Source organism: Mesorhizobium sp. MC2-1-1, from assembly GCF_057597255.1.
In genome coordinates this window covers 5,720,217-5,746,522 of record NZ_CP195205.1, presented here as the reverse complement: position 1 = coordinate 5,746,522, position 26,306 = coordinate 5,720,217, and the positions used below count along the sequence as shown (strand labels likewise).

Below are 26,306 nucleotides of genomic sequence, written 5' to 3'. Positions count from 1 at the left end.
GAATGCGCAACGCGCAACGAGCGCTTTGGAAACAAGTTAAATCACAGCTGAAAGGCTGCCTGGGGCATCGCCGTTACAAGTCACCTTCATTCGGGCCCGCGGGAGTGATCAAGGAAGCGGAAGCGGTGCATCACTCAAGGTCCGCAGGTAGGCAATGAGGTCTGCCCGCTTGTTCTCGTCCTTCAAACCCTGGAAAGACATGTCCGTGCCGGGCAGAGTGAGCGCGGGATTTGAGATGAAGAGATTGAGATCCTCAAAGGTCCAATTGCCTTCAGCATCTTTCAGAGCCGACGAATACAGGACATCGCTTTGTGCACCTTTCCGCCGCCCGACGATGCCCCAAAGGTTGACCTTTTTGGGCACCCTGACGCTTGGGGAAAGATGACAGGCCACGCAGGTGCTGTCGAAAATGTCCTTGCCCGCTTGGACGTTTGCCGATGCAAGGCGGGGTGAAATCGGCGCTATCGCCGGTTGTGCGGCGCCATGGCTGCGCAAATACGCGGCTACGTCCTCGTGGCCCCCGATCTTGGCCAGATGTATGGGGGGACTTCCATTCGACGTCAGCGCGTTAACATCCGCTCCGGCCTCTACAAGATGGATGACGCACTGGAGGCAGCCATTTTCGGCAGCCACGTGTAGCGGCGTCTGCGCTTTCGCTACCTGATTTGGATCGGCTCCATTGTCGAGCAGCAGCTTGACGATGCCAGCATGCCCGCCCTTGTTGGCGGCGTAGAGCGGCGTTCTTTGCCAAGTGACGGGCAGGGCAACGTCCGCCCCATGCTTGATCAGAAGTTCTGCCAGCTCCACATTCCCGGCTTCGCAGGCAATATAGAGCGCTGTGACGCCATCGATTTCGTTGACATCGACGCCCTTGTCCAAGGCGGCGGCCACCGCTGCCACGTCGCCATTCTTGACCAGATCAGCCAAGCTGCTCGCTTGCGCCGGCAGCGCCAGAAGCCAAAGGGCGCACGAAGCCAGTAGCACCCAAATGCGTCCCCGCTCGATCATTGTATCCTCCTTGAGGCTACTCCTCCCGGGCAAGATTGACCTGTAGCCTAACCGACAATAGAGATTTAGTACATGCTAATGTGCCGGTTGGCATTACGATCTGGCCGCAATGTCAGGTTAGAATGCGCTCTTTGGCAAAATAGTCATTCTAGGCAGCCGCGGAACTGACAGGTCCCTTTCGACAGTCGCTCAGACCAGTGGAGGCGCCGCACTGACGGGAGACGCTTACGCGCTAGCCGATGGACCGGCGTGCCGCTTCGTCTCGTGCTTGTGACGGGCGCCGCGGTCTCCGCCGTGGTCACGCAATTCGTCATTCACAACAGCGGGCCCTGCCGGAAATCGACCTGCAGAACATCATCAAGCCGAAGCCGGTATCCATCGCCAGCGTCGCATCGGTCATCGACGGCGACACGATCGAGGTCCACGGTCAGCGGATCCGCTTCAATGGCATCGACGCGCCTGAGAGCAAGCAATATTGCAACGACGCCAGGGGCTTCGAATACCCGTAGCGTGCGGCCGGCGATCGGCCGAAGCACTGAACAAGTTCCTTGCCGCATCGAGGCCAGTCCAGTGCACCTTCGTAGCCTGGGATCGCTATCACCGCTTTGTCGGCGACTGCCAGCGCGCCGACGGCGCAACTGCCGAGTTATGCGATCGGAACGAAAATGACCTATCAGCGTTCTATGCGTCGTTGCTAATAACCATTCGCCAAAGGGAGGGTCGGCGGTGCAATTGAGCGGGGGCAGCGAGAAACTCACAGACAGATTGGACGAACTCAGCGCGCTTTACTTGCTGACAGATCGACTGTACCGGGCAAAGACGAGCCACGAAGCTTTTGAAGCCGGTCTGGATGCCATTCGTGACGGTCTAGGGTGCCATCGCGCTTCCATGTTGCTGTTCGATGATGCAGGCATCATGCGCTTCGTAGCGTGGCGCGGCTTGTCCGAACGGTACAGAAAGGCGCTTGAGGGGCACTCGCCTTGGGTTGTGGGCGAACGCAACCCTGATGCCATCTTTGTTTCGCACATTGCTGAAACGGATGAAGCTCCCGCCGTTAAAGAAATTATTGCCGATGAAGGCATCATTGGCTTGGCGTTCATTCCATTGACAGTCCAAGGCGAAGTGGTGGGAAAATTCATGACCTACTACGAACACAGGCATTCGTTTGTCAGCCACGAGATCGATCTCGCTACGACAATTGCCAGACAGATCGGGTTTTATCTCGAGCGGACGCGGGCAGAAGAGGCCCGAAGAGTCGCCGAAGAAGAATTGCGAGGATCCGAGCAACAGTTTCGCCTTATGTCGGAACATGCTCCGGTGATGATCTGGACCTGCGACGCTTTGGGCAAATGCACAAATCTGAACATCATGCTTAGGGAGTTCTGGGGCGTCGAGACGGAGGATATCCCGACGTTCAATTGGCACCCAACCATTCATCCCGACGATGCAGCCGATATCGGGGCTCGCATGACGCAAGCATTGGCAACACAATCGGGCGTCACGGTTCAGGGTCGCTACAGAAATTGCAAAGGGGAGTATCGCGTTCTACTCACAACTGCTTGTCCTCACTTCTCCCCTAGTGGTGTCTTTCGCGGGTTGATCGGGGTAAATGTGGACGTCACACAAAGAGAGCTGCTGATGGCTGAGCTCAACCATCGTGTGAAGAACACTCTGGCGGTCGTCCAGGGTATAGCTCATCAGACGTTCAGGGGAACGAGTGCCACTGATGCTCATGCCGCGTTCGAAGGCCGTCTTATGGCCCTTTCGGCAGCGCACAACATCCTTACGCAGACCAATTGGGAACATGCATCGTTGGACCAATTGGTTTGCAACAGCCTTCAGATTCGCGGTGCGTTCTCCAACCGTGTTTCGACAACTGGACCTGCAATTCTATTGCAACCCAACCAAGCTCTTTCGCTAGCACTTGCCTTCCATGAATTGCTGACCAACGCTGTAAAATACGGCGCCCTTTCCAACGAGGCCGGCAAAATCTCCGTCGAGTGGTTTCACATTGCCGAACCCAAGCCAAGGCTTAAGCTAGTCTGGAGCGAGCTAGGTGGCCCCACAGTTTCATCTCCGGCCAGGCGAGGCTTTGGCTCCCGCCTCCTTGAGCGGGGCTTAGCCGCCGATCTCGAGGCGGAGGTCGCGATGGATTTCCAACCTCAGGGCCTCGTCTGCAGAATCGATGCGCCCTTGGCAGAGGGGAGTTTCCCCCAATGACAACGTTGTCAGGCCGACGCGTGCTCATCGTCGAGGACGAATCCCTAATCGCCATGTTGGCCGAGGATTTTTTGATTGAACTCGGGATCACTGTTGTTGGGCCCGCCACCACCATCGACGGCGCGATCGCGATGATCGAGACCCAAGAAATCGACGCGGCTGTTCTGGATTTGAATATACGTGGAGAGCGAAGCGACCGCGTTGCCGACGCTCTAAGGCTTCGGGGCATCCCAATTGTGTGCGCCACCGGATATGGTGAGGGTGCGTCAGACTTCGCGAGAGGATCGGCTATTATCGGCAAACCCTATTCCAAGGAGAAGTTAGACAGCGCGTTGCGGTTCGCTCTCTCGGATGAGCGAGGCGACCGAACCCTTCCGCATGTGACTTGAGTATTTTTCCTTAAGCCGAAGCCGACTACGAGCGTGTAAACGCATGGGTAGGCTAGGGCCGACACTAATCGAGATCTTAACCTGGCTCGGCGTTCCCAGGTCTGCTTTGGGGGAGCGCCGAAATGGTCTTAACGCGCGACTGAGAGCCGCGAGCTTGGCCTGCTGTCGTTCGCTCAGCGGGAGATAAATCGGCTTCGAGTCATGCAGCGACAGGTTGCGGGAGGACGCAACCATTAGAACTTGTGGACGCAGAAAAGACCGCTTGGTTGTCGATCCTGCTCAATGAGGCAAATGAATTTCCTACCAGTGGCGCCAGCCGCGCGCAGGCCGCCCATCAAGCATAAGTCTAGTTCACCTGTAGAGATTGTATTTTTTTATTTCGCGACCAGAGGGCGAAATTTCCTTATCGAAGGACACTCGGTTTAATGCGGGGCGGCCGCAGCCGCGTATCGGAGTTTAGCGTCGTCGCGCCAGTCTGCTTCCGGGCGAGAGTGATGCCAGCCCGTACGTCTGAGATGAGGCGCAAAGCTGTCGTTCGCCCAGCGGGAGATAAATCGGCTTCGAGTTATCAATTTCGGTCGGCAAAGTCGCCTGACGACCAGTGTAAAATGGGTTTCACGACCACTTCGACGAAATTGCGCGACCAGGCGGAGACGGGCAGCGACCGGTTGCGGGAGGACGCAACCATCAGAACTTGCGGACGCAGAAAAGACCGCTTGGTTGGGCGGCTGATCTGCGCGATTTGGCATCGCAAGTTGAAATGATTGCTGGGCAGTGCAACCATCTTCACTTGCTCTTTCGCGCAGCAGCCTGGGCGTACCGTTCTTGCCAAGGTTGGCGTCGGGCGTTCGAATCGCCTCACCATGACAGTATGGAACCTGAAGCAGATCGAGTGACAATTCTGGGTTGGGCCGTCATCGGTCATCCCTTCAGTCCGGCAAGCGCTAGGCAGTCCATTAGTTTGTGGGCGTCCTTGGGTTCACAAAGCGCGAGCGTGTAGTCAGGCATCACATTGCTCAGACTCAGATCGGGTGCGACCGCAGCTAGATGTTGAACAGCCTGCTTGGCTTCCTTCGCATTTCGGGAAGCTGCTGCGGATGCAGCCCAGACGATGCCCGCACGCACGTGAGTTGGCTTCTTCAATGCTACAGCTTTGGCAACGCTTAGTGCTTCCGCATGCTCTCCTCTGAGGAATCGGGCGCTTGCGATGCTGTTCTCCCACCAATAGCTGACCGGGTAGCGCGGGTCGAGCTGAAGGGCGAGACTGCATGTCTCGATAGCCTCCTTCGTTCGCCCGAGCGCACCGAGATAGTCCCCTTTGTCGCCCAAGAGCAGTGAATTGTTGGGGTTAAGCGACATTCCAGCATCGCACGCGTACAGGGCCTCCTCCAGCCGACCGGCCTCCGCCAACGCAAACGCCATTGTCCAGTGAGCGCACTCGTCATATGGCGCAAGCTCAATTGCGTATCGGCAAAGATTCAATGCCTTTTCGACCGAGATCGCGTCATGGGGAATTTCGTTTGCGGCGAGACGCGAAACGAAGACAGTGCCGCGAACCCTGTGAGCCATGGCGCAGTCAGGATCTTCGAACAGGGCGCGCTCGACGAGTTTCTCCGCGTCCGCATTTCCTTGTGAAGTCATATCGTACAAACGTCCAACTGCTCGCCTGGCGAGTTCGGTCGGCTCGATATGCTCTTGCTTGTCCGATCTTTTACCGCGCCAAGCCGCCAGTTTGATCTGCGTATCGACGCACGTCGTGATGCTTCGGACGGTCTCGTTATATGGCGCAATTGTTCCGGCTTGATAGCAAGAAAACTTTTCTGACCAGATGCACGTCCGCGAGACCGTGTCGACTAATTGCGCAATTATCAGGAACGTGTGAGCATTCGCGTGGACGCTGCCGGTCAGGAGGTAGCGCACGCCCAGCTCACGAGCGATCGTATCATTTCGTGTGGAGCCGCCAATATATGCAGCGCTCAGAACGCGGGCGACGACATACAGTTCCCGGCAGCGTGACAGCGCGGAAATCAGCTGATCAGCGAGGACGTTCGCAAAGATCGCAGTCGCGTCCTCTTTAGCAAAACTTTCGAACGGCATCACCGCGATGGCTGTGTCTGGATTGATATTCCATTCCGTCGCTGGGAAGTTCGCTGACATCTCAAGCAAAGATCGACCGACGAGCCAGCACGCTGGCAAGTTTCCATTGTCACCAATGGAATCTATCAGCCGATTGAGATCTTCCGAGGGTTCAACGTCCAATTCAGACTTCAACAAATCGCGACACAGCTGGTATTGGCGGAGGGCGGCTTCCCGCTCACCGTGCGCAGCGAGAGTCTGGATAAGGGCCGCGTGGGAGTTTTCGCTCAGGCGGTCCAGATCGAGAAGCTGCCGTGCCCTTCGGATGCGGGCCTCTCCTGTTTCTAGACGTAGGAGACGATTATGGAGATCGATTGCGGCGCCAAGAAAGTGCTCCCGCGTTTCCCTAACCCAGTCATCGAACTCGCTGCTATCCGTAGTCAGACCATCAAGAAACGGCCCTCGATAGCGGGAAAGCGATTGGTCCCAGTCGGCGGGGTTGTGGCCTTCGTGCCCCCGGCGAATGGCGACGACATCGACACTTATTCTGGTTGCATCCAGCCTCAGTTCGTTCCGATCGGCGTGCAAAATGTCGGCGAAATCGCCAAGGTTTCGGCGCAAGCCATGCAAACACAGTCGAAGATTGCCGCGGGCATGTGGGTCGTCCATGTCACCCCAAAGAAGGGCGGCAATGCGTTCGCGTGGTAGGCGTTGACCATTATGGAGTGCAAGAAAAGTCAGAAGGGCCTGGGCCTTTCGACCGACGACCGTGACCTCATTGCCAGATGCCGCGTCTCGCAGTCGGAAACCACCAAGGGTTTCAAGATGCAAGGTGCGCGGTTCCCGGCCCATTTGCTCCACTAAGCCTGCAATGTCGTGGAGCCAGGAGTACACGATTGGCCCCCTTCATTCACGCGAAAACTTACGGGGATAATCCCGGCGCTAGGCCAATGGAACCAACAAACGCTCGCCTAACGGTGGCTCCCGTAGGCTCTGGCGTAGTCCACATCTTGAGATCAAACAATGCTGCCGTTACCACCATCCTCCCTTCGCTTGGCGATGAAAGTGTGGGCGGTTCATTTTGAGGAGCGCTATGCTGGCAAGGGCCTCGTTAACTGCTCGCGGGTTGATAGCAGACCGGCTTCGCTTCGACAAATGCGCAGCCGACTGCTGGGGGTCATGTTCTCAGCCATTCTAGTATGTCCCACTGCAGCCTCGGGGCACGACAGCTGGATATCCCGTCACAAGTTCCGTGATCCCTACTCGGGCGCGTGGTGTTGCAACGAACATGACTGCTCCCCACTCGACGAGACACGCGTTGTGGAAACTAAGGAAGGTTACGTCGTCGACCGCAAATTCTTCGTGCCAAGGGGTCGCGCCATGCCGAGTTACGATAGTCAGTACTGGGCCTGCTTCAACCCTGGCGGCTTGCATGGCCACGGTCCCAAACGGGATGTTCGATGCTTCTTCGTACCGATGAACATGTAACGGCAGCGTCTGCCAGCGGCTCGACACCAGCCAGCGCCGGTAGACCTGCCTTTGGAGTAGCCGACGACGTCCGCAGCAAGAATGGCAGCGAGCTTCCGGTCCATGACCGCCCCCAAATCTGAGTAGCATCACACTGCGCGAATGAAATCGCGGCGAGCCAACATCGAGTGGACATCCGTGTCACTCCGCCTGCTGCAGCCTATGTCGGCCCTCGGCCCAGGCAAAGGCCTCCTCAAGCCTGTCGTCACCCCAGAAGGTCTCGCCCTCCACAACGAAGGCCGGAGAGCCGAAGATGCCGTAGCCGCGCGCCGCATCGGTCTCGGCCTTGAGTCGCTGATGAGCGGAAGGCGCGTTGGCCGCGGCGACCACAGCGTCCACGTCCTTTCCGAGCGGCGGCAACACATGCTCGAGATGGGCGCGATCGCCCAGGGCCATTCCTTCCAGATACCAGGCCTTGAAGCTCGCCAGCGTGTAGGCTTCGCACCAGCCGCCCTCCGCCGCTACCATAGCAACACGGTTGGCGAGAAGATCGGCATCCGTCGGCCAGATCGGTGCCTTGACGAAGGGCACCTCATGGGTCGCCGCCCGCCGCGCCACGTCGCGCCACATGTAGGAGACCTTCGCAACCTGGGTACGCAGCGCTATGTTGTTTTCGGCCATGACGGTCCGGACATTGAAAGGCCGCCACCGCACGGCAATACCCGCCTGCCTTGCCATCGCACCAATGCGCATCACCGAAAGATAGGCATAGCCGCTGCCCAAGAAGTAAAAGAAGTCGAACTGCCTCACGTCACCCTCCGTTGGTTTGTGTGAGAGAACGCGGCGCCAGCGATCGGTCGCTTCCTATTTGGCGTCTCCGCCGACGATTTCATATTTCCCCGAAATAGCGAGCACGCGCCTGGTCGTCCGACGGCGCCTCCGGCCCCAGCCCTAGCGCGTCCGGAACGCGCGTCGGATCGTGGGCAAACAGCGCAAATGCGTGGTTACGTCGCTTATCGGCAGCATCTCCACGATCGAACAGCAAGGCCGTCTGCATGGCCTCCAGTCGCCGCATCCGCCCGTAGAAGTCGTTATGGTCCGTGGCATAGGTCTCCGCTGCCGATCTCCAATCGGAGCTCTCCAGCAATCGGTCCCTCAGCAGTCGCACATCCCGAAGTGTCCTCGACAAGCCTCTGCCCCAGGCTGGGTCAGTGGCGGCCGCTGAGTCGCCAACCAGAACAACGCCATCTCGGTATGGGGCCTCGACCCAACGGTGCGACCCGTCGAAGCTGGCGAACGGACCAACCTGTTGTGCCCTATCGAACCAATGGCCGGGAGCGCCGACCGCCTTCAGCTGCCGTATCATCTCATCGACCGAATGGCGGCCGGACAGCCGCTTCGGCAGAACATCTTTGTGATAGATGAGATAAATTCGGTTGCGTCTGGGCGCGATGCGCATGGCGATTACCATTCGCCCGCCCGCGGGATCGTAGAAGAGATTGACAGTGTTCGCCGTCGACCTCGCCTCGCGGGCGAGGAACTCCGAGCAATTAATGTCGCCCTCCAGAACCATGCCCGCCGTGACCAGTTGCTCAGGGTCGTGCAATACCTCGAAGCCGAGATGCGACCGCAGCCGTGAATCCCGTCCGTCCGCTAGAACGATGAGGCGTGCAGAGAACTCTCTGGTGTCGCCTCCGATACGAAGCTGTGGCAGATCTCCAAGTGTCACTCCCGAGACCGCGTTCCCGCGCCTTACCTCAGTCCCGAGCGTTTCGGCACGTTTCAGGAGGACAGCTTGCATCTCGGCATGTGGAAATGTCACGCAGCAAGTGGCAGCCGGAGTCGTCGCAAGCAGATCACGCACTGCGGGCGCCGAGCCATTTGTGAAACTTGAAAAGTATGCTGCCTCAACGGCGCAGCTCTCAAGAAGCAGATCATAGATACCCAAGCGCTTCGCCTCGAGACTTCCCCAGGGCATCAACACCTCGCCGCGGATTCGGTCCCTGAACTCTTTTTGGTGCTCGACGATGAGGATCCTGAGGCCGTGGCCCGCAAGGGCGATGGCGAGTGAAGAGCCCGCCAAGCCACCGCCGACAATAATCAGGTCGTAGTCAACGACGGCGCCGCTAGACGATGGAGTTTTGCCGCTTCTTCCTCCTGACATCGCCCCACCGGCTAATATTTGAAGATGCTAATATATTTACCCCGCGCTGTCCGCGAGTCAAATCCCGACGCCTGCGCGGTCATGTAATGCAATGCTAGGCGTTCCTACGGCAGAGGCGAACAGCCCGAGATTCCTCGATGTCCGCTATTAGGAATTGACGACTTTAACCCCCTGTCTGACATGGGGCGCAAAGCCGCCGTTCGGGATCGAAGGTGGGCCTGGAATTGCAAACTGCGCAGAGGGTGGTAACCAGGCGGATGGAACCCTTTCAGAGATGGCGACGTCGCGCACGCAGCAATTGGCGATAGCCGCGCTCGACCATCTTCAGGCCGTCGCGCACGAGGCGATGCGTCTGGTAGCGAAAAACCGAATCGTGCCAGTCGGCGGCGCTGACCAGCCGCCGGCCGAACAAGGCGGTCGCGACTTCAAAGTGAGATGCCTGCTCCTCCCGGCCATCGAGGCATTGCAGCATGTGGCCAAGGCGCCGGCGCCGGGCCGCGGTCAAGCGGGCGTCGGGAAGGTGCAGTCTATGAAGCGAGCGGATGAACCGCTCAATTGCTTGGAGCCGGTCGTGTGCCATGTCGTCGAGCGGGATGATGGCGGCAAGCGGTTCGCCTGGCTTCGCGTCGCCGAGAAGCGCTAGTTGCGTGCCGCCCGGCAAAAAGCGTATGTGGAAGCCGACCTCGTCATGCCGGCCCGCGGCCAGCGGGACGTCGGAGGTGCTGCCCTCTCGCACTCGCAAATCCGAGGGAACCTCGACCAGGTTCACGACCCCAGGGTCGATCTGAGGCGCCCAATAGACGGGCTGCTCGACCGCAGATTGGTCAGGCCTGGCGGCGAAACTGCAAACCCCAGCGCTTACGCAATGCGCGCATCGCCTTGGGCGAGCGGGAGGCAACGAAGTCCTGCTGATACTGGGGATTGCGTCGAAGGAACTCCCAGGCGATCTCATCGGCGGCGGCGCCTTTGACGAACGCATATGCCTGTGGGTCACGCCACTGCGATGTATCCGGCTTCATCCGCATCCTTCCCTTCTCAAGGATTTGATAGGAGGACGCGACGCTGAGCGAAATCCTTGGATTCCGTCATTGACGAATGGACGAGGACAGATCTCGGCGCTGAGCGATCAAGTGGAGATTTTTGTGATGCCTACTGGTTTGCGCCTTGCAGTGTCTTGAATGTGTTTGTCCAGGCGCGATAGGCCTCATCATCGCCCTGGCTCCACGCCTCGAAGGCGCGCCAGGCAGCGAACGATGATGCTGGCTGCTCGAACAGTGAGCCGATCGACTGATCGCCTGCGGGCCAGCCGGCTGGCTGGTCGTTTATCGCGTCGTGCGTGAGACGCTGCAGATCGGCCAAAGCCGAGCGGACGTGCGGCAGCGGAAATTCGCAAAGGTCGGTGTTGTCAGTCGCCTCCCGAAGGACGACCGCGAGCTTGGCGACCACGCCCGCCAAGGATTGAGCAGGCGTCGCCGCAATCTCAGCCAACAAGGCGTCGGCCTTTTCAGCGTCACCCTCCTCTGCTGACCGCGCGGCGAGACAGCCGAGGTCAGCGGCACCCCCCTCCTCGCGCCCGATGTTGCCGGTAGACGAGAGCTCGCCGCTCTCCAAAAACTCTCCTTCCGCCTGCTCCTGCCGCACACACGAGGCCAGCATCGCAACGTGCGCATGAACCCAGGCAAGAGAAAGAGCCACGACTGGATCCACTGCAGGCTGGTTGTCAACGACTGATGTGGTCTGTGAAGCAGGCTGGTTTCCATTCACTCGCAGCGCCCTTTCTCACTCGTGACGAAAGGTCAAGTCGTGGCTATTGTCAGAATCAGTGAAGATTCTGAGCTATCAACGACGTCGTGCAACGGGGCCGGGCGAGCTATTTCGCCAGGCCGCGTCAATGACTTCCGTAGGGTGGCATACTAAAAGCGGCTTTTTTGACCTATGTCAACCAAAAAGAACGATTTTGAGAGAGAAGCAATTTCTGTTCAGCAGTGTCGTGCTGCAAGAGCAATGCTCGGATGGAGTCAGGGCGACCTGGCCGAGGCATCGGCTATTTCGAGGACTACGATAGTAGACTTCGAGAGGAGTATTCGTATTCCGCACCGAAACAATCTTGCTGCGATCCGCCGTGCGTTCGAGGCAGCAGGTATAGAATTCCTCGCGGAGAACGGCGGCGGTGCCGGCCTACGATTTGCCCGAAGGTCCGATCAGACCTAGAGAAGTCTCGCCCGGCGCGATTGCCGGGCGAGGCGTTTGCCGCTTCACTCGCCGTTGCGGCTGCTGGGGCGAGACAGATGAGGCTGTGGCCCTCGCCTTCCTCGTCGACGAAGAGGTTGTGACGTGCCTCCGGTTTTTCGGACCGTTCTGAGCTGGGATTTTCCAATTATGATCCCGATGACGGGAGAGGGAGAATTCCATGAAGAGGTCAGAGTTTTCCGAGGCGCAGATCGCGTTCATTTTGCGCCAGGCGGATGAAGGAAGGCCGGTCGCGGAGGTATGTCGCAAGGCCGGCATCGCGGACGCGACGTTCTACAATTGGAAGAAGCGCTATGGCGGGCTGACGCCGTCGGAGGTCAAGCGCATGCGTCAGCTCAAGGACGAGAACAATCGGCTGAAGAAGATCGTCGCCGACCTGACGCTCGACAAGGCCATGCTGCAGGATGTCCTGTCAAAAAAGCTCTGAAGCCTGTTCGCCGCCGGCGGCTCGTGGATGAGGTTCGGGCGGACTGGTAAGTGTCGATCCGCCGAGCATGTGCGACGTTCCTGACCGACACGTCGCTCTACCACTACAAGTCGAAGCGCGGCGATCAGGCTGCCTTGAAAGCCAGGATTAAGGAGATTACGACGACGCGGGTGCGCTACGGCTACCGGCGCGTCCATGTACTGCTGCGCCGGGAGGGATGGCCGTGAACCCCAAGCGAATCTATCGCCTCTGCAAGGAACTGGGCCTGCAAATCCGCAACAAGACGCCGAGGCGACGGGTGAAGGCAAAGCTGCGGGAGGATCGCACCGATGCGACGCACGGCAACCAGGTCTGGGCCATGGACTTCGTTCACGTCCAACTGGCGACCGGCCGCAAGATCCGCGTGCTGACCGTCGTCGACACCTTCTCGCGCTTCTCACCAGCGGTCGATCCGAGGTTCAGTTATCGGGGAAGATGTCGTGGCGACCCTTGAGCGGGCCTGCCGATCAGTGGGCTATCCGAAGACCATCCGGGTCGACCAGGGCTCTGAGTTCATCTCCCGCGACCTTGACCTGTGGGCCTATCAGAAAGGTGTCGAGTTGGACTTCTCCCGACCGGGCAAGCCGACGGATAACGCCTCTACCGAATCCTTCAACGGCAAGTTCCGCAGCGAATGCCTCAACGCCCACTGGTTCCTGACGCTCGACGACGCCCGCTTGAAAATGGAGGAATGGCGTAAGGACTACAATACCGTCCGACCCCACAGCGCGATCGGCAACAAGCCGCCGATTTCGCTCATGAAAGGCTCATCGGCGGCTTCCGCTACCTGAGCCAGACACCCCGGAAGTTCCGGCCCGGGGCGATCCAAAGACGGGGAGCACCTCATCCGAGAAACAGGCTAACCTCAAACCGAGGACATTTCAGGGGAGCACGTCATCCACGTCCGCGGTGGTCCGGATGAAGTCTGCGAATTGTCGTTCTGCATTTGTCATTCTGTGTAATGGCATCCGTGCACGCCTGGGCTCATGTCGACGACACGGAGACGTTCGGAGTTAAGGGCTGCGTGAAGGCTCCAACGATCCGCCACGGTCGATCGGGCGCATTTTCGACCACCGCTCTCGCCTTCCATTGAAAGGGTCTCCCCTACCGCGTCACAGCCTGATGCGCCCAATTGCACGCCAGTTCCGCCGTTTGCCGCACGGGCCAAAGGCAGGCCTTCCATTCCTGATCAAAGGGCCCCTAGGCAGACGTTATGTGGAGTTCGTGGCTGTACAGAAAGAACAAGCTGTGAAGCGACGCGGGCCCGTTGCAATCACAGCAGAACGCATCGAGCGCGCTCTCGACCGCGTTGCCGAGATAATTGTCGCCTGGGGCAACAAGGGCGAGTCACTGCTTCCACTGTATGACTATCTGGAGCGTGCTCTGGAGGAGCACCGACGGAAGGAAGAAAGGCTCGCCGCGGTTCACCAACGTGTCAGACAATCGCGGGGTCGAACGGCAACACGATCTTCATGAGTTCTTCCTGCCACATCTTCATATCGCCACCCTCGCCATATTTCGGGCGATCGATCGTGTGGCCCATCAGCATGCGGCGGAGTTCCTCGTCCAGCCTGCCGTTCTTCATGCGATCTTCGAACGAATGGCGCAGCGAATAGACCGTATGTTTGTCGGTTGGGAACAGGTTGTGCTTCGCGAAGTGCTTGTTGAGCAAGGCTGAGAGGGAGGCCTCGCGATCCTTGTATCGCGGGAAGCCATTAGGGTGTTTTTTGAACACCTCGAGCGCCACACCGACCAGAGGGATCTTTCGCACGGACGAGGCCGTTTTGATTTCGCGCGGATCGTCAGGATCATCTCGTGGCTCGACCGAGATGTGAGGCACTGCGTGGTCGAGATGGATGACGCCAGCGTGCAGGTTAGCAAGTTCGCTCGGTCTTGCCCCCGTCTCCGCGAAGGCGAGCACTATGCCTCGCGCTTGGTCATTGAGCGCCGCGAGCGCGCCCGGCGCGAAGATCTTGTCGCGAATCCAATCGGTCGGGAAAGGCGGCCGACTGCGTTTCGACTTATCGCTGAAGGAGAGATCGGCAAACGGATTCTTCTGCTCGGGAGAACCGAGGTGGCGATAGTAATCCGCGTATAGGGTTCGCAGATTCCCCATATTCCGGTTGCCGGTCGAGGCCGAGCGGTCTGCCTTCCCCTTTGCGGGCGCAATTCGATCCAACCAATATTTGTGCACCGCACGCGCGTCGTCGCGAGTGATTTCTCCCATAGGCTTATCCCCGACGAGTGCGACGAACACATCAACGCTCATTTGGCGCTTCGCCTTCCACCGCTTCTTTTGATCAGCGCTCTTGGTGCGGAGTTCGTCACGCACGATCTCGTTGAAGTAAAGCTTCAACGCTTCCGATATCTTGTCGTCAGGACGGGAGACTGTGCCGATGACGGCCTCAACGACGGGTGATCGGTCAGGCTTGCCAATCGTGGCCTCAACCCGCTGCACAATGGCGTCCAGCGGCTCGGCGACGAGCATGTCGGCGAGTGGTCTATAGACGAAGCCCAACGCCTCCGCGCGCTTGATGGCGCGCTTGTAGCGAAGGCGTGCAGCGTCCGGGTTTTCCCCCAGCATGAGCGACGACCACAACGCGTTGTCGGCGGCCTCGTGGAGATCGCGGGCGGTGCGCGCTTTTTGCCGGTCTGCCGTGTCCAACGCACGGCGTACAAATTCACCGCGATCATCGAGCCCTGCTAGTTCCCTTGGGACGCGTCGATAGTAATGGAATCGATTCCCTCGCAGATGCAGAAAGCGATCTGGATCGTGCTCTTCGCGTCGCCGTCCCATGGCTCCCGGACACCGTTTGTATCACAATTGGTATCACAATAAGTATCACAAAAGCCCAGATCGGCGCAAACGCAGAGGCACTCGACGTAGATTTCTCCAGTAAATTCAATGACTTAGCGGGGAAGTCGATGGTACCGTTGGCTGGGATCGAACCAGCGACCTCCGGATCCACAATCCGGCGCTCTAACCAGCTGAGCTACAACGGCACGCGTACCTGATATGGATCGGGGAAACTCTTTTTCCGTGATCCGCTCTGTCGTTCGGCGATGCGTCCAATACGGGCTATCGGATTCTAATTCAAGGGCTTTGATAGCGAAAGGACGGGTTTCCTCATCCACCTTCAATAAGGCAAAAGAAAAGGCCGGCGGGAGGAGGTGCCGGCCTTTTCCTGTTCCGAGCCAGCGGGAGGAGGTGCTGGCTGGTCACCCCGGAAACGGAGGGAGGAGGTTCCATTCCCGGGTATTTGATTGCTCAAACCTATGGCATGACCATTTGTCTTACCAAATGCGACGTTTTGATGCATCGCAGGGATGTGCACGAAAATTAGGCAGCCTTGGCGTCCTTCATCGCCTTCTCAAAGGCGCTCTTGACCGGCTTCGATACGTCCTCGACCGCCTTGGTGGCAACGGCCTGGAACTCCTTGGCTTGCTCGACGGCCATTTCGGCACCCTTGCGCAGGAAGGCCGTCTGCAGTTCGACGACTTCCGAAAGCGTCTTGGCACCGACCAGGGCTTCGAGATGCGAGAAGCCTGCTTCGGCATTGGTGCGCAGCGCGGCGATCGCCTTGCGCGAAACGTCGTTGGAGACGGCCCTGGCAGTCTCGTAGGTCGACTCCAGAACCTTCTGGGTCTCCTCGGCACCGGTCTTCAGCTTGGCGTAGGCCTCTTTCGACTGCTCGACGCCCTTCTCGGCGAAGGCGCGGATCTGATCGGTGGCCTTGGAAGCGTCGAAGCTGGGGAATTCAATGTTTTCGATGGTCTCGGCAGCGGTCTTAGCGGCGGTCTTGGACATTTTCCAACCTTTTCGGAATAGCGGCTTTGACAGAAAGCCGTCTCGTTCATGTATGGTCACAATATAAAGGATATTTTGTGCATTGCAATATTTTTGTTGCACCGCACCATAAAAATCTTCCCGTACGTCAGCCTCGGGTGCGTTAACCAAGAGCCTAGAGATTTCGACCGATGCAAGCCTGGGCTTGTGGACCTCGAGCCCACAGGCTTTTATTAACAAAGCATTAACTGAAAATGCCTGCTCCGGAGGGTTGGCCAGCGCATGCCGCCTGAAAACTACTCCTTCCTCGATGTCGCGGTGCTCGACGCGGTCCGCCAGCGCTTCGCCGCCGGCGACGCCTTGGCCATCTTGTCGGCCGACCTCGAACAGGTGATCTGGGCGAACGGTCCGGGGGCGGCGGTGTTCGGCTATCCGGATATCGAGGCAATCATAGGCGCCTCCGCGCGGCTGCCGCTGGTCGCCCGGCGGCAGATCATGGCGACCAGCGGGTTTCCCGATATCGGCAACGACCGCGTCATCACGGTGAGGTTGGCCACGGGCATGGTCAGCCGCGCCCTGGGCTTGCTGGCGAGCGCCGTGACGATGCCGGATGGCGAGAAGGCGATCATGCTGGTGGTGCCGGCGGCGCAAGCCAGTTCACGCAGCGCCGCCGAGATCGCCAGCCGCGCTATCGGCGGGTTCACCGAGGCCGGGCATTTCATCGCGTTCGTCGACGCGCAAGGCGATGTCGAGGCGGCGTCGGCCGGCTTCGCTGCACTCGGCATCGACCGGGGAACACTGGCCGCGCTGGTTGCGGATGTGGCAAGCAGCGGCGACCGTGTCGTGAAGCGCCTGGTGCCTGGCGCCGATACTTCCTATCCGGCCGGCTTCGCGCGTCTGACCGACACGCGGCATCTGCTGGTTGTGATCGACGAAGACCAACTCGAGGGCACGGACAGTGACCAGGACGATCAGCCCGACGACCAACAGCTTGCGGCACCAGAGACGGTCGCCGCCACGCTGTCGGGTGAAAGCCTGACCCTCGGGGCGGAGCCTTTCCAGGACAACAGGCCGCTTGTGACGGCCGCAGAAGAGGCCAAGGCTGTCTCGGAGACTCCCAAAGCGGGCACGGAGCCCGAGGCGAGGGACCGGGCCGCGACCGATCACCAGTCCACTCCGACCAGTCACAAGGCCAGCGCCCCCGAGGCCGGCCAGCATGACCATTGGTACTTCAATGCCGGAGACGACACCGGGCACGCTCAACCGATAGCGAAAGCAAAGAATGAGCCGGAAGGCGCCTCGATGGCGGAAGACCGGCGGCAAGATGTCGGCGAACGCGGAACCGCCATGCCGGCGCAACCCGCCCCGCCCCGTGACATCGACCGCTCCGCGCCGCCGTTGCGCTTCGTCTGGCGCACCGACGCCGAAGGCAGGTTCAGCGCGCTTTCGCCGGAATTCGCCGGTATCGTCGGCCAGCCTGCCGCCGACGTTATCGGCCGCCGATTCAAGGACGTCGCCACCACTTTCGGCCTCGACGCCTCGGGCGAAATCGCCGGCCTGCTCGAACGGCGCGACACCTGGTCCGGCCGCTCCGTGCTGTGGCCCGTGGCTGGAACCGAACTGAAGATCCCGGTCGATCTGGCGGCCCTGCCCGTCTATGGCCGCAGCCGCGCCTTCGAGGGTTTTCGCGGCTTCGGCGTGGCGCGCAGCGCCGACGCCGTGGTCGATCCAGAAGCGCTCGGCATGGCCCTAGTGCCGAATGCCGCGCCTGCGGGGAGCGCCCCAGCCACGGCGGAGCCTTCGACCGATCAGCCAGCCGCGGAGCAGACGTCGCCGAAGCCGCCGAGACCTGAAGATCCGTTTCAGGGCGAAGTGCCGGCACTTACCATCGTGCCGAAACCGGAGCGGCGTTTCGCCGACAAGGTCATAAGGCTGGCCGAGCATCGCCAGCCGGCCAACGACAAGCAGGCCGCCAGCGACAGCCCGGCAAATCAGAGGGGTCTGTCCATCCTCGAGCGCAGCGCCTTCCGCGAGATCGGCGAACGGCTGCGCAGGGACAGTTCCACCCCTGCCGAGCCGAGCGCTCCCGAAGCCGACAAGCAACCCCACTCGGCCGGTGCCGGCAAGGACGCGGCGACGGCGAAAGAACCTGCCGGGAAAACGAAAGCCGGGGCAAGCCAGCCGCTCCCGCTTGACGCAGCGGAGCACGAAAGCGCGGCGCGGGAAGCGAACCTGCCGTCCATGCGGCATGCCCCGGAACCCGCCGACGTGAAGGACGACGGGGAGACCGCTGAAGCTCAGACCGAAGCGGAGGACCAGGAAGACCTGGCGCGGCTCGATGGCATCGGTGACGCCGGGACGGTCGACAGCGGCCGGGCCGGCACGCCGGCCGTTTCCGGCTCGCTGCTCGACTACGCAGATGGCGACAAACCCGCCGGCGTCGAACCCGTTTCCAGGGACGAGCAGTCGGAACGCGCCGGACAGGTTGCCGGGCATGCCGACCCGCAACACCGGCGGTCAGTCGCCGAAAAGCCTGCTCGCAATGCGGCGGCGGACGACGACAGCATGACCGCCGACGATTTCCGTGATGCGCAGGACAGCGAGGACTGGGCCGGGGCCGACGCCGCCACGGCCGCGGAAGAACCCGAGACGGCAGCGCCGGCGCGGCCGCGCCTCGACGTGCCGCCGCTCAAGCTCTCCGGCTTTGTGCCCTCCGCTTTCTCGACAGGAGAGGAAGCCAAGGCGCCCGATACGTCGATCCTCGCCAGGCTGCCGGTCCCGCTGCTCATCCATTCGGGCGACGTGCTGCATTACGCCAACGAATCCTTTCTGGAACTCACCGGCTACGACGCGCTGGACGACCTCGCGGATGCGGGAGGCCTGGACGCGCTCTTTGCCGATCCTTACGCCGAGGATGCCGCGACGGACGGAAGCGACCACTCCTTGAAGCTCAAGACACGCCATGGCCAGGAATTTCCGATCGACGCGCTGCTGCGTTCCGTGCCGTGGCGTGACGGCAAGGCGCTGATGCTGGTGGTGCGGCGCTCCGGCGAGGATAATGCGGGGCATTTCACCGCTGCAAATGACGAGCAGTCGCCGCAACCGGACGTGCCGGAGTTGAAGTCGCGCATCGCCGAGATGCGCACCATCATCGACACCGCCACAGACGGCGTCGTGCTGATCGGTCGCGACGGCAACATCCGCTCGATCAGCCGTCCGGCGGAAGCGCTGTTCGGTTTCGATAGCGACGAGGTCGCGGGCAAGCCCTTTGCCTCGCTGTTCGCGATCGAAAGCCAGCGCGCGGCGCGCGACTATCTCGCGGGGCTTTCGGAGCCTGGCGTGGCGAGCGTGCTCAATGACGGCCGCGAGGTCATAGGGCGCGAGGCGCAGGGACGCTTCATCCCGCTGTTCATGACCATTGGCCGACTGCCTAACGACAGCGGCTTCTGCGCCGTGGTGCGTGACATCACGCAATGGAAGCGGGCGGAGGAAGATCTGACGCAGGCACGCGCCGTGGCCGAGCGCGCCTCCTCGCAGAAGACGGATTTCCTGGCCCGCATCAGCCACGAGATCCGCACGCCGCTCAACGCCATCATCGGCTTTTCCGAACTGATGGTGGACGAGAAATTCGGTCCGATCGCCAACGATCGCTATCGCGACTACCTGCGCGACATCAACCGATCCGGCAACCACGTGCTCGACCTCGTCAACGACCTGCTCGACATCTCCAAGATCGAGGCCGGCCAGCAGGAGATGGACTACGAGGCGGTTTCGCTCAACGACACGCTGGCCGAAACGGTCGCAATGATGCAGCCACAGGCCAATCGCGAACGTGTCATCATCCGCTCCAGCTTTGCCTCGCGGCTGCCCGAGGTGGTGGCGGATTTGAGAAGCGTGCGCCAGATCGCGCTCAACATCTTGTCCAATGCCATCCGCTACACGCAGGCCGGCGGCCAGGTGATCGTCTCGACCGCTTACGAAGCCTCGGGCGATGTCGTCATGCGGGTGCGCGACACCGGTATCGGCATGTCCCCGGCCGAGATCGAGCAGGCGCTGAAGCCGTTCAAGCAGATCAATGCGCTCAAACGTGGGCGCGGCGACGGCACCGGCCTCGGCCTGCCTCTCACCAAGGCCATGGTCGAAGCGAACCGCGCCCGTTTCGCGATCACCTCGACGCCTGGTGAAGGAACCCTCGTCGAGGTCGCCTTCCCTTCAACCCGCGTGCTCGCCGAATAAAATCGCCTTGGAACAGGGTCAGCCCAAGAAAAAGGCGTCCTGGGGGACGCCTTGAAAAATGGGATGCTGTCACAACGGGGGCTTGAGCTGAACCTCAGGGGACGAGGAACGGGATTTCTCAAGTTACACGCGACTATCGGGGCCGGCCCTTAACAAGTCCTTACCGGGCTTGGAAAAAATTTACGAATGTGTACCACCCGTAAAATCTAGGTAAATTCGCCGGAGAGATTTCGTTAACCACGTCGTGTCGTCAGCCCGCCAGTTCCGACAGGTCGCGAAACAGCTCAAGCGCCTCGGGATTGGCCAGCGCTTCCTTATTCTTGACGGCGCGGCCGTGGACAACGTCGCGTACCGCTAGCTCGGTGATCTTGCCGGACTTGGTGCGCGGAATGTCGGCAACGGCGACGATCCTGGCCGGCACATGGCGGGGGCTGGCGCCGGCGCGGATCCTGGCGCGGATGCGCTTTTCCAGTTCGTCGTCCAGCGCCACGCCGGCGGCCAGGCGCACGAACAGCACGACGCGCACGTCATTGTCGAAATCCTGGCCGATGCAGAGCGCCTCGAGGATCTCCGGCATCTGCTCGACCTGATTGTAGATCTCGGCCGTGCCGATCCGTACGCCGCCCGGATTGAGCGTCGCATCCGAACGGCCGTGGATGATCATGCCGCCATGACCCGTCCATTCGGCGAAGTCGCCATGGCACCAGACATTGTCGAAACGCTCGAAATAGGCCGCGTGATATTTCTTGCCCTCGGGGTCGTTCCAGAAGCCGACCGGCATCGACGGAAAGGCCTTCGTGCAGACGAGCTCGCCCTTCTCCTGCCGGATCGGCTTGCCGTCATCGTCCCAGACGTCGACCGCCAGGCCGAGGCCGGGCCCCTGGATTTCGCCGGTCCAGACCGGCTCGGTCGGCACGCCGAGCACGAAGCAGGACACGATGTCGGTGCCGCCGGAGATCGAGGCCAGATGCACGTCCTTCTTGACGCCGTCATAGACGAAGCGGAAATCCTCCGGCGACAGCGGCGAGCCGGTCGAGGAGATGGTGCGCACGCTCGACAGATCGTGGCTGGCGATCGGCTTCAGCCCGGCCTTGCGGACGGAATCGATGAACTTGGCCGAGGTGCCGAAATAGGTCATCTTCTCGGCGTCGGCGAAATCGAAAAGCACGTTGCCGTCGGGATAGAAGGGCGAGCCGTCATAAAGCAAAAGCGTCGCGCCCGAGGCGAGGCCCGAAACCAGCCAGTTCCACATCATCCAGCCGCAGGTGGTGAAATAGAACAGGCGATCGCCGTCGAGCAGGCCGGCATGCAGCCGGTGCTCCTTCACGTGCTGGATCAGCGTGCCCCCGGCCGAATGGACGATGCATTTCGGGACGCCGGTCGTGCCTGAGGAGAACAGGATGTAGAGCGGGTGCGCGAAGGGCAATCGCTCGAAGCTGACTGTCCTGGCGGCAAAGGGCGAGAGCGCTTCCTCGAGCGCTGCCGCCTTGTCGATGGTGGCGGCAACGTCCGCCGAGGTGCCGAGATAATCGACGATCAGCACCTTGCGCACGCTCGCGAGCTTCTCGGCTACGGCGCGTACCTTGTCCGCCACCTCGATCGCCTTGCCGTTGTACCAATAGCCGTCCGGCGCGATGAAGACGACCGGCTCGATCTGACCGAAACGGTCGAGCACGCCCTGCTCGCCAAAATCGGGAGAACATGACGACCAGACCGCCCCGATCGAGCTTGCCGCCAGCATCGCGGCGATGGTGTCGGGCATGTTCGGCATCATTGCGGCGATGCGGTCGCCGGCCTTGACGCCGAGCGACAGGAAGAGCTGCTGCAGGCGCGAGGTCAGCGCATGGAGTTCGTTCCAGGACAGCCGGCGCTCGACCTTGTCCTCGCCGCGAAAGACGATGGCCTCCCCGGCGCCGGTCTTCTTCAAGAGATTCTCGGCGAAATTGAGCCTGGCGTCGGGGAAGAAGCTGGCGCCCGGCATCCGCTCTCCGTCGACGAGGGTCCGCTGGCCCCTGTCGCCGATAAGACCGCAAAAATCCCAGACCAGGCTCCAGAAAGCCTCACGATCCTCGGTCGACCAGCGGTGAAGCCCGGCATAGCCGGCGAACGACAGCCCGGCCTTTGCTTCCGCTTCCTTCCTGAACGCGGTCAAGGGAGCCGCGTCGATCCGCTCCTGCGTTGGGCTCCACAAAGGTTTGTCGGCGGCCATGATCGCTCCTCCCAAAGCGCGTTGCGTTCGAGCCAGTTAGCTCAACGTCGCATATGCCATCGTCCCAAAAACGGCGCGCAACCGTGGACCGGGATCGTACTGTGCGCTTATGCATATTGCAGCGCAGCAGAGCAAGATTTTGTTCGGCGGCTTCTGGCGAGCGGCGCGCAAATGCCATCGCAAGGCCATAAAGACTTGAAAAGCGTCGGCGCTCGGTTACACCCGTCGAGCGATTTGTCGGCAATGAGAGCATACGGGACGAAATGCCATCATCTGTGATCCGGCGCGGGGTGTGGGCGATCGGCGTTGCCGTGCTCGTCATCGCGCTTGCGGTCGCGGCGCTGCCGCTGATTGCCTCGACCCGCATCGTGCGCGACCGCATCGCCTGGGAACTGAGTGCCTGGAGCGGCTTCAGGGTCACGATCGACGGCTCTCCGCGCATCGAGGTCTGGCCGAAGTTCCGAGCCATCCTCAGCGACGTGACCCTGTCGCAATGGACCGAAACCGACGACCCGCCGGTGGTCGAGGCCGACCGCGTGGAAGTCAATCTCTCTGCCATGGCCGCGCTGCGGGGCGACGTCGCATTCTCGACCGCGAGGCTGGTGCGTCCGACGATCAGGGTGCAGCGCACGGCGAGCGGCTTCTATATGCCGCCACTTCCGACCGGGGGGCGCATCACGCGCTCGATCGATACCGCGCGCGGCGTGGTAAGCGCCAACCCGCAGAAGCCGGATCTCGGCAGATTGCCTTCCGATCCGTTCGGCACCGTCGAGTTCCGCGACGGCCGCGTAGTGACGACGGCTGACGGCAAGGACACCGAAATCCTGAGCAGCCTCAGCGGCCAGGTGAACTGGGAAGCGATGAACAGCGAAGCATCGCTTACCGCGGCCGGGATCTGGCGCGGCGAAAGCGTGCAGCTCGATTTTTCCTCGGCGAGGCCGCTGGTGCTGTTTGCCGGGGGGGCGGCGCCGGTGACTCTCTCCTTCAAGGCTGCGCCCGCGACATTCTCCTTCGACGGAACAGCCTCGATATCGGACAATGCCTATCTGGACGGCCAGGTAAAGTTCGCCGCCCCATCGCTGCGGCGGGTGCTGGAATGGTCGCAGGCAGGCATCGCGCCTGGTGCCGCGCTCGGCGCGGTCTCGGTCACCAGCAAGGTGAACGCCTCGGCGGGGCGCGCGAAGTTCGAGAACACGACCGTCACGCTCAACAACAATCCGGGCATGGGAGCGCTGGATTTCTCCTTTGCCGAGGGGCGCCCGGTGATCGCCGGCACGCTTGCCTTCGATACGCTGGATCTCAGGTCTTTCCTGTCGGCTTTCACGCCCGTCGCGCCTACCGGCGAGGCCGGCCCGGGGGACATAGACACCAGCTTCGCCGACCGCATAAATCTCGACCTCAGGCTGTCGGCGGCGCATGCCACGGCGGGGCCGGTGCAGCTCGCCGATGTCGCGGCAACCGCGCAGGTCAAGAATGGTCTCGCCGTCTTCGACATATCGGACGCGTCCGCCTTCGGCGGCACCGTCCAGAGCAGCCTGCGCTTCGACCGCAAGCCGGAAGGAACGCAGGTCGAAATGCGGCTCCTGGCGTCGGACGTGGATACCGGGGCCTTCGCGACGGCGGCGGGAATGACGCGGCTGACGCCGGCCGGCACCGGGACGGTGTCGGTCATCCTCAAGGGGCCTGGCAAAGCCTGGAACTCGATCTTCGAGAATGCAGACGGGTCGTTTTCGGCTACCTTCGGGCCGGGCACGCTCAACGGGCTCGACCTGCCCGCCTTCCTCAAGCGCAACCAGCAAGGCGGCTTCTTCGCGCTCGACGATGTCGCCGGCGGATCGCTGCCGATCAACGGCGCCGAGATCAAGGCAAGCATCTCCAAGGGCGTGGCGCGCCTCGACAAGGCCGAGATCAATGCGCAGAAATACAAGATCTGGCTGTCAGGCATCGCCTCCTATGTCGGACGCGGCCTGGCGCTCTCGGGCGGCGTCGTGCCGAGCGGACAGCCGGCGCAGCAACCCCAGCAGGCCAACGGTCAGGCGGCCAGTCCGGCTCCCCCTCCGCCGAACCAATCGCTGTTCTTCGTCGGCGGCAACTGGAGCGCCCCGTTCATATCGCCGATCGCTCCCGGCGTTTCAGGCCAGTAGGCAATTCCGGCAAAGTGTCGGCCTCGGCGACTTCGCCGTGGCCCTTCGTCCGGCGTTGCGTCAAGAAAAGAGACAGAGCGGGCCGCCGTGCGCTCCCGCCCCCTCACTCAACCGCGTTGCGCTGCCTGTTCGTCGAGCTGACGCTGGATCTCGCGGCGCTTGTTGGCGATCGAGGCGATGATAACGCCGATCGCCACCACCGCGATGAGGATGGTGCAGGCAGCGTTGATTTCGGGTGTCACGCCGAGGCGTACCTGGCTGTAGATCTTCATCGGCAGAGTGGTGGCGCCGGGGCCTGAGGTGAAGCTCGCGATGACCAGATCGTCGAGCGAGAGCGTGAAGGCGAGCATCCAGCCGGAGATGATCGCCGGCAGGATGACCGGCAAGGTGATCTGGAAGAAGGTCTTCACCGGCGGCGCGCCTAGATCCATCGCCGCCTCCTCCAGCGAGCGGTCGAACGTGACCAGCCGCGACTGCACGACGACGGCGACGAAGCACATGGTGAAGGTGATATGCGCGAGCGTCACCGTGAAGAAACCGCGGTCGAGCCCGACGGCGACGAAAAGCAGGAGCAGCGAGAGGCCCGTGATGACCTCCGGCATGACCAGCGGCGCGAAGACCATGCCCGAGAAGAGCACCCGCCCCTTGAAGCGCGTGTAGCGCGTGAGCGTAATGGCGGCGAGCGTGCCGAGCACGGTCGCCACCGTTGCCGAGATGACGCCGACGCGCGCCGTCACCCAGGTGGCGTCCATCAGGCCCTGGTTGTGGAACAGCGACACGTACCATTTGGTTGAGAAGCCGCCCCAGACGGTGACGAGCTTGGACTCGTTGAAGGAGAAAACGATCAAAAGCACGATCGGCAAATAGAGGAAGGCAAAGCCCAGCACGATCGAGGTGATGTTGAAGCGGCTCCAGGTCGAGTTCATCTGCCCTGCTCCTGTGCCTTTGCCTGCGCCTGCTGGAAGAACATGATCGGGACGGTCAGCACCAGAAGCAGAATGACCGCCACCGCCGACGAGACCGGCCAGTCGCGATTGGAGAAGAATTCGTTCCAGAGCGTCTTGCCGATCATCAGCGTCTGCGAGCCGCCGAGAAGATCGGGGATGACGAACTCGCCGACGGCCGGGATGAACACCAGCAGACAGCCGGCGACGACACCGGGCAGCGACAGCGGGAAGGTGATCTTCCAGAAGGCGCCGGTCGGCGGACAGCCGAGGTCCTGCGCGGCCTCGATCAGCGAATAATCCATCTTCTCCAGCGACGAATAAAGCGGCAGGACCATGAAAGGCAGGTAGGAATAGACGATACCGATGAAGATCGCGGTGTAAGTGTTGAGGATCACCAGCGGCTGGCTGATCAGGCCGGTGGCGAGCAGGACCTGATTGAGCAGCCCCTCGGGCTTGAGGATGCCGATCCAAGCATAGACTCGGATCAGGAAGGACGTCCAGAAGGGCAGGATCACCAGCATCAGCAGGGTCGGGCGGATCGTGGCCGGCGCCCGAGCCATGCCATAGGCTATCGGATAGCCGACGATCAGGGTAAGTATCGTCGAAATTCCCGCGATGATCAGGCTCGTCACATAGGCGTTGAAATAGAGCGCGTCCTGGGTGAGCCAGGTGTAGTTGTCGAAATTGAGCTCGCGGACGCCGGCGAAAAATCCCGAAATGCCGTCCTTGAAATCGAGAACGGGCGTATAGGGCGGCATCGAGATCGCCGTCTGTGACAGCGAAATCTTGAAGACGATGATGAAGGGAACAAGGAAGAAGAACAGCAGCCAGAGATAGGGAATGATGATGACGAGGCGGTTGACGAAGCCCTTCGCCAGCCGCGCCGGCAGCCCGGCGGCGGGAATGGATGATGGAGCGGCGGTAGCTGCGATATTGGTCATGT

19 protein-coding genes, 1 tRNA gene and 1 pseudogene are annotated in these 26,306 nt (G+C 61.1%); 7 read left to right on the top strand and 14 right to left on the bottom strand.

The window, feature by feature from the left end; all coding sequences use genetic code 11:
• Window positions 1-108 precede the first annotated feature (108 nt).
• The gene (locus ACR64R_RS28210; RefSeq protein WP_487359494.1) at window positions 109-1,008 is read right to left on the bottom strand and encodes an ankyrin repeat domain-containing protein; all 900 of its coding nucleotides are present in this window, start codon (window positions 1,006-1,008) and stop codon (window positions 109-111) included.
• A 239-nt stretch (window positions 1,009-1,247) separates the two neighbouring features.
• Between ACR64R_RS28210 and ACR64R_RS28205 the strand changes: the two genes are divergently transcribed.
• The 3 genes from ACR64R_RS28205 to ACR64R_RS28195 all read left to right on the top strand — a co-directional run bounded on the left by ACR64R_RS28205 (window position 1,248) and on the right by ACR64R_RS28195 (window position 3,617).
• Window positions 1,248-1,517 carry a thermonuclease family protein gene (locus tag ACR64R_RS28205; protein WP_487359493.1) on the top strand — a complete coding sequence of 90 codons (270 nt, stop codon included), beginning with the start codon at window positions 1,248-1,250 and terminating at the stop codon, window positions 1,515-1,517.
• 256 nt (window positions 1,518-1,773) lie between these two features.
• Window positions 1,774-3,228 (top strand): sensor histidine kinase, encoded by a 1,455-nt coding sequence (locus ACR64R_RS28200; protein WP_487359492.1) that lies wholly within the window; start codon window positions 1,774-1,776, stop codon window positions 3,226-3,228.
• A complete protein-coding gene (locus ACR64R_RS28195; protein WP_487359491.1) occupies window positions 3,225-3,617 on the top strand; it encodes a response regulator in 393 nt (130 codons plus the stop codon). The genes ACR64R_RS28200 and ACR64R_RS28195 overlap by 4 nt, the downstream gene beginning before the upstream one ends.
• A 568-nt stretch (window positions 3,618-4,185) precedes the next feature.
• Here the strand turns inward: ACR64R_RS28195 and ACR64R_RS28190 are convergent.
• From ACR64R_RS28190 to ACR64R_RS28160, 7 genes are all read right to left on the bottom strand, one after another.
• Window positions 4,186-4,407, bottom strand: a complete 222-nt coding sequence (locus ACR64R_RS28190) for a hypothetical protein (protein WP_487359490.1) — start codon at window positions 4,405-4,407, stop codon at window positions 4,186-4,188.
• A gap of 131 nt (window positions 4,408-4,538) precedes the next feature.
• Window positions 4,539-6,587 (bottom strand): BTAD domain-containing putative transcriptional regulator, encoded by a 2,049-nt coding sequence (locus tag ACR64R_RS28185; protein ID WP_487359489.1) that lies wholly within the window; start codon window positions 6,585-6,587, stop codon window positions 4,539-4,541.
• A 774-nt stretch (window positions 6,588-7,361) separates the two neighbouring features.
• Complete coding sequence (locus ACR64R_RS28180; RefSeq protein ID WP_487359488.1) at window positions 7,362-7,970, bottom strand: DsbA family protein; 609 nt, start codon at window positions 7,968-7,970, stop codon at window positions 7,362-7,364.
• A 79-nt stretch (window positions 7,971-8,049) separates the two neighbouring features.
• Complete coding sequence (locus ACR64R_RS28175; RefSeq protein ID WP_487359487.1) at window positions 8,050-9,324, bottom strand: FAD-dependent oxidoreductase; 1,275 nt, start codon at window positions 9,322-9,324, stop codon at window positions 8,050-8,052.
• Window positions 9,325-9,592: 268 nt separating this feature from the next.
• Entirely contained in the window at window positions 9,593-10,093 is a 501-nt protein-coding gene (locus tag ACR64R_RS28170; RefSeq protein ID WP_487359486.1) for a DUF2285 domain-containing protein, read from the bottom strand.
• Window positions 10,094-10,148: 55 nt separating this feature from the next.
• Window positions 10,149-10,343, bottom strand: coding sequence for a transcriptional regulator domain-containing protein (locus ACR64R_RS28165; protein WP_487359485.1), 195 nt, complete (start codon window positions 10,341-10,343; stop codon window positions 10,149-10,151).
• A 130-nt stretch (window positions 10,344-10,473) separates the two neighbouring features.
• Window positions 10,474-11,019: a hypothetical protein gene (locus ACR64R_RS28160; protein ID WP_487359484.1), complete on the bottom strand. Its 546-nt coding sequence runs from the start codon at window positions 11,017-11,019 to the stop codon at window positions 10,474-10,476.
• Window positions 11,020-11,259: 240 nt separating this feature from the next.
• Here ACR64R_RS28160 and ACR64R_RS28155 point away from each other — a divergent pair, with 240 nt between their 5' ends.
• Together ACR64R_RS28155 and ACR64R_RS28150 are read left to right on the top strand one after the other, a co-directional pair.
• Window positions 11,260-11,535: a helix-turn-helix transcriptional regulator gene (locus ACR64R_RS28155; RefSeq protein WP_487359483.1), complete on the top strand. Its 276-nt coding sequence runs from the start codon at window positions 11,260-11,262 to the stop codon at window positions 11,533-11,535.
• 199 nt (window positions 11,536-11,734) lie between these two features.
• Window positions 11,735-12,831: pseudogene (locus tag ACR64R_RS28150) on the top strand (IS3 family transposase).
• Window positions 12,832-13,475: 644 nt separating this feature from the next.
• Here the strand turns inward: ACR64R_RS28150 and ACR64R_RS28145 are convergent.
• The 3 genes from ACR64R_RS28145 to ACR64R_RS28135 all read right to left on the bottom strand — a co-directional run bounded on the left by ACR64R_RS28145 (window position 13,476) and on the right by ACR64R_RS28135 (window position 15,848).
• Window positions 13,476-14,837: a DUF6538 domain-containing protein gene (locus ACR64R_RS28145; protein ID WP_487359482.1), complete on the bottom strand. Its 1,362-nt coding sequence runs from the start codon at window positions 14,835-14,837 to the stop codon at window positions 13,476-13,478.
• A gap of 129 nt (window positions 14,838-14,966) precedes the next feature.
• Window positions 14,967-15,043: transfer RNA gene (locus tag ACR64R_RS28140), tRNA-His, on the bottom strand.
• A gap of 337 nt (window positions 15,044-15,380) precedes the next feature.
• Window positions 15,381-15,848, bottom strand: coding sequence for a phasin (locus ACR64R_RS28135; protein WP_487359481.1), 468 nt, complete (start codon window positions 15,846-15,848; stop codon window positions 15,381-15,383).
• Window positions 15,849-16,109: 261 nt separating this feature from the next.
• On the opposite strand from ACR64R_RS28135, the gene ACR64R_RS28130 reads away from it, so the two are divergent.
• Window positions 16,110-20,063 carry a PAS domain S-box protein gene (locus ACR64R_RS28130; protein WP_487359480.1) on the top strand — a complete coding sequence of 1,318 codons (3,954 nt, stop codon included), beginning with the start codon at window positions 16,110-16,112 and terminating at the stop codon, window positions 20,061-20,063.
• Between the two features lie 250 nt (window positions 20,064-20,313).
• Here the strand turns inward: ACR64R_RS28130 and ACR64R_RS28125 are convergent, their stop codons facing one another.
• Window positions 20,314-22,272 (bottom strand): acetoacetate--CoA ligase, encoded by a 1,959-nt coding sequence (locus ACR64R_RS28125; RefSeq protein ID WP_487359479.1) that lies wholly within the window; start codon window positions 22,270-22,272, stop codon window positions 20,314-20,316.
• A 263-nt stretch (window positions 22,273-22,535) separates the two neighbouring features.
• Here ACR64R_RS28125 and ACR64R_RS28120 point away from each other — a divergent pair, with 263 nt between their 5' ends.
• Window positions 22,536-24,416 (top strand): AsmA family protein, encoded by a 1,881-nt coding sequence (locus ACR64R_RS28120; protein ID WP_487359478.1) that lies wholly within the window; start codon window positions 22,536-22,538, stop codon window positions 24,414-24,416.
• A 107-nt stretch (window positions 24,417-24,523) separates the two neighbouring features.
• On the opposite strand, the gene ACR64R_RS28115 is transcribed toward ACR64R_RS28120, so the two are convergent.
• Both ACR64R_RS28115 and ACR64R_RS28110 read right to left on the bottom strand, forming a co-directional pair.
• Entirely contained in the window at window positions 24,524-25,342 is an 819-nt protein-coding gene (locus ACR64R_RS28115; protein ID WP_487359477.1) for an ABC transporter permease, read from the bottom strand.
• Window positions 25,339-26,304: an ABC transporter permease subunit gene (locus ACR64R_RS28110; RefSeq protein ID WP_487359476.1), complete on the bottom strand. Its 966-nt coding sequence runs from the start codon at window positions 26,302-26,304 to the stop codon at window positions 25,339-25,341. The genes ACR64R_RS28115 and ACR64R_RS28110 overlap by 4 nt, the downstream gene beginning before the upstream one ends.
• Between the last annotated feature and the right edge of the window lie 2 nt (window positions 26,305-26,306).